Annotated in this window: 9 protein-coding genes; 1 reads left to right on the forward strand and 8 read right to left on the reverse strand. The window is 65.4% G+C overall.

Features of this window, described 5'->3' with window-relative positions; genetic code table 11:
- Window positions 1-336 precede the first annotated feature (336 nt).
- Window positions 337-4,056: an ESPR-type extended signal peptide-containing protein gene (locus U4Y88_RS14635; protein ID WP_321784750.1), complete on the forward strand. Its 3,720-nt coding sequence runs from the start codon at window positions 337-339 to the stop codon at window positions 4,054-4,056.
- A 125-nt stretch (window positions 4,057-4,181) separates the two neighbouring features.
- Here the strand turns inward: U4Y88_RS14635 and U4Y88_RS14640 are convergent, their stop codons facing one another.
- The 8 genes from U4Y88_RS14640 to ldcA form a co-directional block, all read right to left on the reverse strand.
- Window positions 4,182-4,706 (reverse strand): ureidoglycolate lyase, encoded by a 525-nt coding sequence (locus U4Y88_RS14640; protein ID WP_321784752.1) that lies wholly within the window; start codon window positions 4,704-4,706, stop codon window positions 4,182-4,184.
- A gap of 8 nt (window positions 4,707-4,714) precedes the next feature.
- On the reverse strand, window positions 4,715-5,725 hold the full coding sequence (gene alc, locus U4Y88_RS14645; RefSeq protein WP_124262037.1) for an allantoicase: 1,011 nt from the start codon (window positions 5,723-5,725) through the stop codon (window positions 4,715-4,717).
- 78 nt (window positions 5,726-5,803) lie between these two features.
- A complete protein-coding gene (gene uraD, locus U4Y88_RS14650; protein ID WP_224007794.1) occupies window positions 5,804-6,325 on the reverse strand; it encodes a 2-oxo-4-hydroxy-4-carboxy-5-ureidoimidazoline decarboxylase in 522 nt (173 codons plus the stop codon).
- Window positions 6,322-7,281 carry an allantoinase PuuE gene (puuE, locus tag U4Y88_RS14655; protein WP_321784754.1) on the reverse strand — a complete coding sequence of 320 codons (960 nt, stop codon included), beginning with the start codon at window positions 7,279-7,281 and terminating at the stop codon, window positions 6,322-6,324. The genes uraD and puuE overlap by 4 nt, the downstream gene beginning before the upstream one ends.
- A 258-nt stretch (window positions 7,282-7,539) precedes the next feature.
- Complete coding sequence (locus U4Y88_RS14660) at window positions 7,540-8,328, reverse strand: aspartate/glutamate racemase family protein (RefSeq protein WP_321784756.1); 789 nt, start codon at window positions 8,326-8,328, stop codon at window positions 7,540-7,542.
- 25 nt (window positions 8,329-8,353) lie between these two features.
- Complete coding sequence (locus tag U4Y88_RS14665) at window positions 8,354-9,877, reverse strand: NCS1 family nucleobase:cation symporter-1 (protein WP_224007787.1); 1,524 nt, start codon at window positions 9,875-9,877, stop codon at window positions 8,354-8,356.
- 350 nt (window positions 9,878-10,227) lie between these two features.
- On the reverse strand, window positions 10,228-10,950 hold the full coding sequence (locus U4Y88_RS14670; RefSeq protein WP_224007784.1) for a GntR family transcriptional regulator: 723 nt from the start codon (window positions 10,948-10,950) through the stop codon (window positions 10,228-10,230).
- A gap of 306 nt (window positions 10,951-11,256) precedes the next feature.
- Window positions 11,257-12,183, reverse strand: coding sequence for a muramoyltetrapeptide carboxypeptidase (gene ldcA, locus U4Y88_RS14675; protein WP_321784758.1), 927 nt, complete (start codon window positions 12,181-12,183; stop codon window positions 11,257-11,259).
- Window positions 12,184-12,194 lie beyond the last annotated feature (11 nt).

A 12,194-nucleotide genomic window follows, 5' to 3' on the forward strand; every position in this document is an offset into this window, starting at 1 on the left:
TTTCATCTGCGACCACAAGAATTAAAGGTCTACTGATGGCTGATGCAGCAACTCCCCTTTGATCATCGCACTTTCCCTACATCGCCGTTCGGACTTCCCCAAATGCTGCTGCCAAAACACGCCGGATTGCCTGAGCGGTCGTCTCTTTTCGCGTCGTTGTCTTGCGACTGACGAGCGACTCAGTCCCATCTCATTTCAGACAAATCGTATTCCCCGCGCATCATGCCCCACATAAATTCGGCATGGCGTGAAGCCGCGAAAAAGCGTCGCTAACACGTCGAGCCGATGCGGGTAGTCACGTGCATCAGTTATACCCTTCTCAATCGAGATAATTAGATGAACAAAATATATCGCTCTGTCTGGAGTGAAAAAGACCAAACGTGGGTGGCTGCTCCGGAAACCGCCGCGGCGCGGGGCAAGTCGGCGCGCACGCTCGCCGTTGTGGCCACCGGTGCCATCGGCATTTTCGCGACTTTCGCGGGAAGTTCGGCCAGTGCGGCAACGGCCGGTACGGTCGGCAAAGGTTCGCTCGAACTCTGCTCCGGCGCGTCGGGCTACGCGTGGGGCAATACGGGCGGCTCCGAAAATCTCGACTGTTCAACCGACGGCAAAGGCACGACCGACGGTCTCACCTTCTCGCTGAACAACGCCGGCGACGGCAAGGGCGGCTACGGCTTCGGCGCTTCCACGGCGCGCGTGTCGGGGTATAGCAACGGTACGCTCGTGAATTACGGCACCACCGTCGAGATCCACGGGACCGCCGCGACTAGCGGCAACGACGCAGCCGTCAAGGTCTTCGGCAAGACTTCGTTCGACAGCCAGGTCATGATGACGGGCCACAAGATCGTCGGCGTGGCCGATGGCGACGTGACGGCAGATAGCAAGCAGGCGGTGAACGGCTCGCAGTTGTATGCGGCTCAACAGCTGATCGGCGGCCAGATCGCCGATGTCGTGCGTTACGATTCGTCGGCACACGACACCGTCACGTTCGGCGGCTCGGGCGCAGCGGCGCCGGTCAAGCTCACCAACATCGCGGCGGGCAACCTCAGCGACACGAGCACCGACGCCGTCAACGGTTCGCAGCTGCACGCCACGAACCAGAACGTCACGAATCTCGCGGGCGATATCACCAACATCAACGGCAAGCTCGCCGATGCCGTGTTCTACGACTCGTCTGCGCACGACACCGTCACGCTCGGCGGCGCGGACGCAGCGTCGCCGGTCAAGCTCACCAATCTCGCGGATGGCGCGGTCACCGCATCGAGCGCCGACGCGGTGACGGGCGCGCAGCTCTATGCCGTCGACAAGAAAATCGACAGTTCCGCGCTGCACTATCTCAGCGTGAATAGCGATGCCGGCTACGGCAACTACAACAACGATGGCGCAACCGGCGCCTACGCCATCGCAATCGGCTCTGGCGCGACGACGGGCGGTTATGTGGGCGTGGCGCTCGGCACGAACTCAGACGCCACGGGCGACTATGGCGTGGCCATTGGTCTGAATGCCCTGGCGTTCGGCGCCGGCGACATCGCACTCGGCGCCGGCGCCTCAGCCATCGAATGGCGCGACGTGGCGATCGGCATGGGCAGCACGGCATCCGGCGGCTCGGCGGTGTCGGTCGGGTCGAGCAGCAGCGCGACCGCGTATCACTCGGTCGCGGTGGGTCCGGCGGCAGCGGCAATCGGCGCGAATTCCGCCGCGTTCGGTGACGGCGCAACGGCGTCCGGATTTGCGAGCCTCGCGATCGGCGTGAACGCCCTCGCTACGGAGAGCCTGTCGATCGCACTCGGCGCGGACGCGAAGACCGCGTCGCCTGTAGCGACCACCGGCGCCACGATCGGCGACAACGACTACACCTTCGCGGGCGCGAATCCTGTCGGTACGCTGAGCATCGGCGACACGAACGCGGAACGCACGATCATCAACGTCGCGGCGGGTCGCCTGAACGCGGAGTCCACGGACGCAGTCAACGGATCGCAGCTCTATGCGACGATCCAGGAAACCGGCGCCAACACCACGACGATCAACAACCTGACGTACAACATCACGCACGGCAAGGTCGGTCTGGTCCAGCAGGACGACGCGACGAGCGACATCACCGTCGCGAAGGACACGGACGGCGCGAATGTCGATTTCACGGGCACCGAGGGCGCGCGCCAACTCGTGGGTCTCGCGAACGGCATCGCCAGCAGTGCGGCGGTGAACGTGGCGCAGATGGCTTCCGCCGGCTTCCAGTTCGATAGCGCGGGCGTGGTGACCAACCAGGCCGTCACCTATCTCCCGGGCACGATTGATTCGGGCAGCCCGCATATCGAACTGAATCCGGGTGTGGGCGACAGCAAGTATTTCCGCAATACCGAGGATCGCGCTGACGGACTCTTGCCGGTCGGCACGCGCATCAGCAACGTCGCCAACGGCATTCTGCAAACCGACGCGGTCAACGTCGGGCAGGTGGCGGATACTATCGCCGAGCTCACGCCGGGCCTTGGCGGCTTGTCGCTGAAGAGCGCAGCGCTACTTGGTTCGGACGTCAATGGCAGCTCCGGCGTCGATTCGTCGGGCCGCAGCAGCGCCTACCAGACCGCGGCGTACTACTCGCAGGTCGCGGGCTACGCAAACGGCGCGGGCGGCGCGGCTCCCACCGACATCGCACGCGCATTGGGCGCGGGCTCGATCGCCATCGGTTCGAGCGCCTATACGCCTGCGATGAATGCCATCGCGCTCGGCGTGCAGGCCTATGCGAACGCGAAGGACGCAGTCGCGCTCGGCGCAGGCTCGGTGGCCAACCAGGCGAACACGGTCTCGGTGGGCAGCGACGGCACGGGCGCGTACACCGCGTACGACGCAGACGGCAACAGCTATACCGCCCAGAGCCAGGCCAACACGCGCCGCATCGTCAACATGGCAGCCGGTCAGGCCGACAACGACGCGGTCAACGTGGGCCAGATGCGCAGCGTCGTGAGCGCGCTCGGCGGCGGCGCGTCGATCAATTCGGCGGGCGTGTTCGTGGCGCCGTCGTATTCGGTGGGCGGCTCGGTCGTCAACAACGTCGGCGACGCGATCGCGAACCTCGACAACCGCGTGACGCAGAACACCAGCGCGCTCGCGGAACTCTCGGACGCGTCCAATGCCGTCTCCTCGGCGCAGTCCTCGACGCATATGGCCGCTGTGAACCGCACCTTGCTGGCCGCCACCGACACGACCACGGCGGGCACGAGCACGGACAGCAGCGCCCTGCACTACGACACCGACGCGCACGATCAGGTCACGCTCGCCAGCACGAGCGGCGGCAACGTCAAGCTCAGCGGCCTGCAGAACGGCACGCTGTCCGCGGCCAGCACGGACGCCGTCACGGGTCAGCAGCTCTACGCGACCAACCTGCAGGTCGATGCGTTGAACCAGGCCGTGCAAAACATCAGCACGACCGGTTCCACGGCGATCGCGGTCAATAGCGCCAACGGTGCCGCCTCGGCGACCAAAGCGCAGACCATCGCGGTCGGCGGCGGCGCGGCGGCTTCGGGCAACAACGCCACGGCCATCGGCGATTCGTCGATCGCTTCGGGCGAAAGCACGGTCGCGCTCGGCCGCAACGCGTCGGCGACCGCGTCGAACGCCGTCGCGGTCGGCGCGAATTCGGTCGCGGATCGTGCGGATTCGGTGTCGGTGGGGTCGGCCGGTTCGGAACGCCAGATCACGAACGTCGCGCCGGGCACGGCGGGCACGGACGCGGTCAACATGAACCAGATGAACAGCGCGCTCACGCAGCAGTCGAACACGTTCAACCAGCAGGTGCAAAGCCTGCAACGCTCGATCAACACGGTCGAGAAGAACGCGTATGCGGGCGTCGCGGCGGCCATGGCCATGCCTAACCTCACGCCTTCGGGCCCGGGCAAGACGGTGGTCGCGGCGGGTGGCGGCTACTACAAGGGCAGCAGCGCGGCGGCGGTCGCCGTTACGTATCGCTCGGCCAATATGCACTGGCTGGCGAACGTCGGCGTGGCGGTCACGAACAATGGCGATGCGGGCGCACGCGCCCAGGTCGGCTACGAGTTCTGATCGGCACACGGTTGAGCGCTCGCATCTCGCGGGCGCTCAACCGCGCGGCAAACAAAAAAGCCACGAACGCGAGTTCGTGGCTTTTCTCATGGCGAAGCGCGAAAACGCTGAAGCCTGCGCCTAAATCAACGCCCCGCCGCGTCCATCGCTTCCTGCGTGAGCCACAGCGACTCCGGCAGATCCTGCTCGTTGAGATTGAGTCCGTCGCCGCCACGATCGACGACGATGAAATCGCTCACGTCGCCCAGCGCGATCAGCGGGTGATGCCAGACGCCCTTCGCGTAATTCACGCCCTGCCAGCCGCTCGACACGAACGCGCGAATCTTCGCCACGTCCAGATCGCCGGCCGGCGCCACCACGACGAGATACGGCTTGTCGTTGAGCGGCACGAACGCCTGACTGCCGAGCGGATGCCGTTCGAGCATCTTCACCTCGAATGGCAGCACGCGCGGCTGGCCGCGAAACAGGTTGACCAGCGTGCGGCCGCCCTCGTCGGTGACATCCACGTTCGCGAGATCGTGATAGCGGATCGTCGTGCCGAGGTTGATCGGAATCTGCTTCGCGCCTTCGAGCTCGATGACGTCGCCGAACGGCGCGAACGCCTCGCGCGTGAGCGGCTCGATGGACAGCGTGGTACGGGTATCGCTCATGATGAGGCTCAGGCCAGCGTGCCCCACAGACGCACGCGCGACACGCCGCCGTCCGGGATGATGTTGAAGCGCACGTGCGTGACCGGGCCGAGTGCCGCGAGCTCGCTCTCGAAGTAGTGCTGATTGTCCATCTGCAGCTTCTGTTCGCCGAGCAGCACCGGCCAGAACATCGCCTGCGTCACGAGCGAGCTGTCGGTGCCGCCGACCACGCGCGCGGCCTGGAACGAGCAGCGATCCGGATAATTGCCCTTGAAGTGCGCCGTGTCGACTTCGATCTTCTTGATGATGCCCGGCTGCGCGAGCGCGATGATCGCCCAGTCGTTGCCCGGTTCGCGGCGGCGGCGCGTTTCCCAGCCGTCGCCCATGTTCACGCCGCGGCCCGGCATCAGGATCGTCGAGGCGAGACCGAAGTGCTGGTTGTTCGCGCCCACGAGGTACGCGCCGTTTTCCATCGCGGCGAGGTCGAACAGTTCCGTGCGGCTCGCGCCCTGCCAGTCGAGTTGCGGCTGACCGTAGACGCGCAGACGCGCGATGCCGCCGTCCGGGTAGATGTTCACGCGCAGATGCGTGAACGGCTTGTCGCTGCCCACTTCCACGTAGTGATGGCTGTTGCCGTTCAACGACATCGACGGCACGATTTCCGTCCATTGCGTCGAGCCGTTCGGCGCGCCGTCAGGCACATGAGCCGCTTCGACGGACGCCGCGGGCGGATAGTTGCCCGTGAAATGACTCGTGTCGAGATCGAGGCCCTTGATGACGCCCGGACGCGCGAGCTTCACAACGCACCAGTCGTAGCCCGTCGTGCGCTTGCGGCGCGTTTCCCAGCCGTCCATCCACTTGCCGTGATCGTCGTACTTGCCCGGGATAAAGACGGCCGGCTCCGGATTGAGCATGCGCTCCTTCGGCGCGAAGAAGTCGTCGCTCGCCTCGAGCGCCTGCGCGCCCAGACGCGGGTCCGCGAGATTCACGTAGCGGCGCGTGAAGTCAGGTGCGTTGGGGTCGAGAGTCGGGAGTGCCATCTTTGTCTTCCTTCGTATCTTTTCGGTGGATCAAAAAGGCGCTGCGCCCCGCATCGGTTGCCGGGGCGCATCGCCAGGTCACGCGTCGATCAGCTCATCCAGCCTGAAGCGCGCAATACGGTAAATCTGGTCGAGGCTCGCGCGCATTTCGTCGGCGCGGCTGTTGCTCACGCGCGATTCGAAGTTCGCGATGATGCCGTGGCGGTCATAGCCGCGCACCGCGAGAATGAACGGGAATCCGAACTTCTCGCGATAGGCGCGGTTGAGCGCCTGCAATTTGTCGAACTCTTCCTGCGTGCACTGATTGAGGCCCGCGCCGCTCTGCTCGCGCGTCGATTCGGCGGTCAGTTCGCCGCGCACCGCCGCCTTGCCCGCGAGTTCCGGGTGAGCGTTGATGAGCGCGAGCTGCTGCGCCTCGCCCGAGGTTTCGACGGCGCTCGACATCGTCTGGTGCAAGGCATCGATGCTCGCGTACGGACGCTGCCGCGCGGCCGCTTCGGCCACCCACGGCGAGTGCTCGAAGATGCCCGAGAGCGCCGCCACGAAGGCGTCGGTCGCGGCTTGATTCAGCTGGTCGAGGGTGTAGTGCATTGCCTTCATGCGGCGGCCCCGCGGTTTGCGTTCTGTTGCGGTTGATGGGGATGGTGCTCGCGCCAGTGACGCGCGATGTCCACGCGGCGCGTGACCCACACGCGATCGTGTTTTTCGATGTGATCGAGGAAGCGCTGCAGCGCGCGGAAACGCCCCGGGCGTCCGAGCAGGCGGCAGTGCATGCCGATCGACAGCATCTTCGGCGCTTCGTCGCCTTCTTCGTAAAGCACGTCGAACGCGTCGCGCAGATACGTGAAGAAGTGATCCGCCGTGTTGAAGCCTTGCGGCGTGGCGAAGCGCATGTCATTGGTGTCGAGCGTGTACGGCACGATCAGTTGCGGCGAGGTCTTGCCGCCCGTGACTTCCACGTCCATCCAGAACGGCAGGTCGTCGCCGTAATAGTCGGAGTCGTAGAGAAAGCCGCCGTATTCCGCGACCAGACGATGCGTGTTCGGACTGTCGCGTCCCGTGTACCAGCCGAGCGGACGCTGGCCCGTGACGCGCTCGATCGCCTGCATGCCGAGCTTCATGTGCTCGGCTTCGAGTTCGGGCGTGGCGTCCTGATAGTGAATCCAGCGATAGCCGTGGCAGGCGATCTCGTGACCGAGTTCGACGAACGCGCGCGCGAGATCGGGATGACGCTCGATCGCCATGCCCACCCCGAACACCGTGAGCGGCAAGGCGCGCTTTTCGAACTCGCGCAGAATGCGCCACACGCCCGCGCGCGAGCCGTATTCGTAGATCGACTCCATGCTCATATGACGCGACGGATACGCGGCCGCGCCGACGATCTCGGAGAGAAACTGCTCGGAAGCCGGGTCGCCGTGCAGCACGCAGTTCTCGCCGCCCTCTTCGTAGTTGAGCACGAACTGCACCGCGACGCGCGCGCGGCCAGGCCAGTTGGCCTGCACCGGATGGCGGCCATAACCGATCAGATCGCGGGGATATTGGGGATCGAGTGGCATGCTGGTCGAATCTATCGAATGGTGAGGATGAAACACACGCTGGAAACGGATTCAGGGTCCGCGCGATACCGGCATCACCCGCCTGCAAGCCTTGCGCCACAAGGATTTGCGGGATTCGACGGCGATCTGCTTCACGGACCGGCCCAGTGTAGCGAAATCGTCAGGCCGCGCCCATACGCACGCTCAGATAGTGCGGGTCAAGCGAGGTGTATGAGCCGGGCGGGCCGCGCCCGGCTTTTATGCTCGCCTGACACGCGTTTACCCGTAGCGCAGCGGGCGTACCGGCGGCGGCGTGTCGGTGGCGCTCGCGGGGCTGGTCGGGCTGAAGCGTGCGAATTCGCCGTCGTAGCGCTTGGCGAGCGGACGCGCGAAGTCGCCGCGCTTCGCGGTCGTGAGGCGCAGCGCGACCAGCGCCTCGACCCACTTCACGGCAGCCGTCACGCCATCGACGACCGGCACGCCCAGCGCGTCCTCCACCTGCGCGCACAGGCTCGTCATGCCGGCGCAGCCGAGCACGATCGCATCGCTGCCGTCTTCGTCGAGCGCGCGCCGACATTCGTCGACGATCGCACGGCGCGCCGCCGAACCTGGCTCGTCGAGTTCGAGCACGGCCACGTCGATCGCGCGCACGTTGCGGCAAAAGCGCGTCATGCCGTAACGCTCGGCCAGATGCCAGGCCATCGCGCGGGTGCGCGAGAGCGTCGTCACCACCGAGAAGCCCGGCGCGAGCACGCTCGCCGCGTGCATGGCCGCTTCGGCGATGCCCACCACCGGGCCGCGCGCCAGCTCGCGCGCCGCGTACAAACCGGGGTCGCCGAAACACGCGATCACATAGCCGTCGACGCCCTCGCGCTCGCCCGCCTCCACTTCGGCGAGCAGGCCGGGCGTCGCGAGCGCCTCGTCGTAGTAGCCCTCGATCGAGGGCGGTCCCATGGTCGGGCTCACGGCCACCACGTCGGTGCCCGGCGAAACGACGGCGCGCGCGCACTGCTCCATCGCGGCCGTCATGCGCTGCGTGGTGTTCGGATTGATCAGTTTGATACGCATGGCATTTCCTTCGTCGATACCGGGTTCAGGCCTGAGCGCGGGCGCGTTCGCCCATCGTGAAGGCGCGATAGAACAGTGCGCCGAGCGCCGCGCCGATGAACCACGAGAAGTTCGCCGCATTGCCGAACGACGGCACCATCACGCAGATCGTCGCGATCACGGCGGCCGGCAGCAGCGCGGCGACCGCGCGCCAGTTGACGCCGTTGCTGTACCAGTACGCGCCCTTCGGCGACACCGAATACAGATCGTCGACAGCGAGACGGCCGCGCTTCACGAGATAGAAGTCGACGATCAGGACACCGTACAAAGGTCCGATGAACGCGCCGAGCACATCGAGCGTGTAATGAATCACCGCCGGGTTGTTGAACAGATTCCACGGCGTGATGAAGATCGACGCGACCGCCGCGAGCATGCCACCCGCACGCCAGCTGATGAGGCGCGGCGCAACGTTCGAAAAGTCGAACGCGGGCGACACGAAGTTCGCGACGATGTTGATGCCGATGGTCGCGATCGTGAACGTGAGCGCGCCGAGAATCACGGCGGTCGGATGGTCGATGCGTCCCACCGTTTCGACCGGATCGGTAATCAGTTGTCCGAACACGGGCAGCGTCGCCGCCGTCGTGATCACCGTGACCAGCGAGAACGCGAGGAAGTTGACGGGCAGGCCCCAGAAGTTGCCGCGATGCACGCTGCGCAGCGACTTGCCGTAGCGCGAGAAGTCGCCGAAATTGAGCATCGGCCCCGAGAAATACGACACCACGAGCGAGACCGCCGTGATCATCACCGGAATCACTTCGGTGCCGTGATACTTCACGCCGCCGAGATTCAGCCCGATGTTCTGCCAGCCCGCGCGATAGACCATGTAGCCCGCGAGCGCGAACATCACCACGTAGACCGCCGGGCCCGCGAAGTCGATGAACTTCTTGATGGTGTTCATGCCGTTCCAGAACACGAAGGCTTGCAGCACCCAGAGCGTCATGAATCCGGCCCAGCCGACTGTCGACAGACCGAGCATGCCGTGCTTGTGCACGTCGGCATAAGGCATCAGTTGCGGAACGAACTTGAGCACGACGATCACGAGCGCGCTCGACGCGAGGTAAGTCTGGATGCCGTACCACGCGACCGCGATGAGGCCGCGAATCACGGCGGGAATATTCGCGCCGAGCACGCCGAAGGTGCCGCGGCACGCAACCGGATACGGCACGCCGTGACGCTGGCTCGGACGCGCGATCAGATTGCAGAGCACGTTGACGATCGAGATGCCGACGATCAGCGCGACCAGCACCTGCCAGCTCGTGAGGCCGAGCGCGAACAGCGAGCCCGCGAACACGTAGCCGCCGACGCTGTGCACGTCGGACATCCAGAACGCGAAGATGTTGTACGCGCCCCAGGTTTGCTCCTTGAGCGGCGCGAGATCGTGGTTGTAGAGGCGCTCGCTGTAGCCGGCCGGCAGCCTCAGATCGTCGGCGCCATCGCCGCTATTGCCGCTTTCGCCTGAATCGAAACCGGGCACTGCCGGACTGCCTGGAGATGCGCTGAACTGAGCCATGACCCGCTCCTTGAGATGGATACGCCGACGGAAAAAAGACGCCTGAACGCCTCGACACGCGCGCCGCGCCGCCTGATGCGGCCGCCGCGATGATTCCCTGCGAATGCACGGGCCTTGCGCCGCGTGCTGCGCACCGCGCCGGTCGCCGCTTGCGCGCGCCCTGATCGCCGTGCCCATCGTCATGCCGATGCGTGGACGCACAACGCCTGGCGGCGCGCACATCACGATCGTTCGAGTCCCTCGGATTACGTCACGCGGCGGCAGAGCAGTGCACCGCCGCGTCTCACTTCAGTTCAGTCCTGCTTCGGCGCGGCCGCCACGCTCGTGCGAGCGCCGCCGCCCTGCCCGATTCAGCGCCCGGACGTCGCGGTTTCGCGCGTGCCGAACACGTCCTGCAAATCCACCGATGCGCCCGCCGGCCGATCGAGCATCTTCAACTCGACGCCCTGCAAATGCCGCACCATCAGCGCCGCCGCTTCCTGCGCCTGGCCGCTTTCGAGCGCCGTGAGAATGGCCTCGTGATCGTCGTACGAACACGGACTGCGTCCCGGCGATTCGTAGAGCGCCGAAATCAGCGTCGAGCGGGCCACCAGGCCGTTCAGGCAATCGCACAGCACCGTGTTGCCAGTGAGCGTCGCGAGCGCCGTATGGAACTCGCCCGACAGGCGGATCCACGCCGGGAAATCGCGGCTCTCGAACGCCTTGCGCTCGCGCCGGATCGTCTCGCCGATGCTCTTGAGACGCCGGCTACCGTGCTGCGCGCTGCAGATGCGCTCCACCACCGCGATTTCGATGATGCGGCGCATTTCGAACACCTCGTGAACCTCTTGAAGCGACGGGCTGGCGACAAACGCGCCCCGGTTCGGCTCCAGATCGACGAGATGATCGGTGGCCAGCAACGCGAGCGCCTGGCGGATCGGCCCGCGCTTCACGCCAAACACTTCGCACAACTGCGCTTCCGTGAGCTTCGCGCCCGGCGGCAGACGATGCTCGAGGATCGCGGCGCGGATACGCGCGGCAATCGCCTCGGGTTTCGTGCCAGTCGCGTCGGCTTCGGTTTCGCTGTTTCGCATGTCTGTCACCTTGATGTTGGGTATGCTAGTTTGGACATAAAGATTGTCAACAATTTTATCGGTGAACCTGGGGAAGATACCCACGTCGACGCAAGGCACGCATGCATCGTTGCGGTGAAACCCGCTTTATTACGGGGCGGAACGCACTTTCATGGTGATCTACATGCCCCATGCCGGCTCTCTTTTTGTCAACAATCTTGCGCGGAGGCGGTTCCATGAACATATTCCTGCGTCGGATGAAACTGGCTGTTAGTTGCGAATGTGGCGACAAAAAAAGCGCCCGAAGGCGCCTTACTCACTCGTCGTTCAGCCAAGATGCGGATACCCGCTCATCTGCAGCTCGAATCCGTGCGCGTGGGCGCGCAATTGCGCGTCGGCGCCGAACGGCAGCGTGACCATATCGGGGATATGGCCGAACGGCAGGCCCGTGATGACCGGAATGCCCGCCACCGCGCGAATCTGCTCGATCGCGGCGTGCAGGTCGTAACCGTTGTCGTAGTCGAACGGCTTGCCGCCCGAAAAATCGCCGAGCACGAGCGCCTGCTGCCGCGCGAGGATGCCCGAGAGATGCAGCTGGTACAGCATGCGTTCGACGCGGAACGGCTGCTCGTTCACGTCCTCGACGAAGAGGATGCCGCCCTCCACCGGCGGCATGTACGGCGTGCCGATCAGCGACGTGAGCACAGCCAGATTGCCGCCCCAGAGCATGCCCGAGACATTGGCCTGCTGAGCCTGCGGCGCGTTCACCTTGAGCGTGTACTCCGGTTTCGTGAGCACGTCCCAGAAGTGACGCATCGTGAAATTGCTCAGCGTTTCCGCGCCGAAATCGCTGAGCAGCATCGGGCCGCCGAAGGTCTTGACGCCCGCGCGCGCGAACAGCGCGAGCTGGACCGCCGTGAAATCGCTATGGCCGACTAACGCGATCGGCTGATCGGTCAGGCGCCGCTGCAAGCCTTCGTAGTCGAGGCCGTGCAGCACGCGCACCGCGCCGTAGCCGCCGCGCACCGCCAGCACGATGTCGGGCAGCGCGCGCGAGGGATCGGCGAGACGGTTCAGTTCGGCGGCGCGCTGGCCGTCGGTGCCCGCGAAGCGCTGAAAACGGCGCTCGGCGGCTTCGATGTTCTGGACGCGGTGACCTTCGGCGCGCAGACGCGCGATCCCGCGATGCACCGCCGCCGGATCATGCGGATAACCCGACGGCGCGATCAGTTCGATGGTGCGATGCTTGATCATGTTCGAGGCGA

Origin of the sequence: Paraburkholderia sp. J94 (assembly GCF_905220285.1) — a bacterium.
GTDB lineage: Bacteria > Pseudomonadota > Gammaproteobacteria > Burkholderiales > Burkholderiaceae > Paraburkholderia > Paraburkholderia tropica_A.

Bases quoted from the DNA above. Each gene is read 5' to 3' on its own strand.
- alc (WP_124262037.1), bottom strand. From the start codon at position 5,725: ATGGCACTCCCGACTCTCGACCCCAACGCACCTGACTTCACGCGCCGC.
- U4Y88_RS14670 (WP_224007784.1), bottom strand. From the start codon at position 10,950: ATGCGAAACAGCGAAACCGAAGCCGACGCGACTGGCACGAAACCCGAG.
- U4Y88_RS14665 (WP_224007787.1), bottom strand. From the start codon at position 9,877: ATGGCTCAGTTCAGCGCATCTCCAGGCAGTCCGGCAGTGCCCGGTTTC.
- uraD (WP_224007794.1), bottom strand. From the start codon at position 6,325: ATGAAGGCAATGCACTACACCCTCGACCAGCTGAATCAAGCCGCGACC.
- puuE (WP_321784754.1), bottom strand. From the start codon at position 7,281: ATGCCACTCGATCCCCAATATCCCCGCGATCTGATCGGTTATGGCCGC.
- ldcA (WP_321784758.1), bottom strand. From the start codon at position 12,183: ATGATCAAGCATCGCACCATCGAACTGATCGCGCCGTCGGGTTATCCG.
- U4Y88_RS14635 (WP_321784750.1), top strand. From the start codon at position 337: ATGAACAAAATATATCGCTCTGTCTGGAGTGAAAAAGACCAAACGTGG.
- U4Y88_RS14640 (WP_321784752.1), bottom strand. From the start codon at position 4,706: ATGAGCGATACCCGTACCACGCTGTCCATCGAGCCGCTCACGCGCGAG.
- U4Y88_RS14660 (WP_321784756.1), bottom strand. From the start codon at position 8,328: ATGCGTATCAAACTGATCAATCCGAACACCACGCAGCGCATGACGGCC.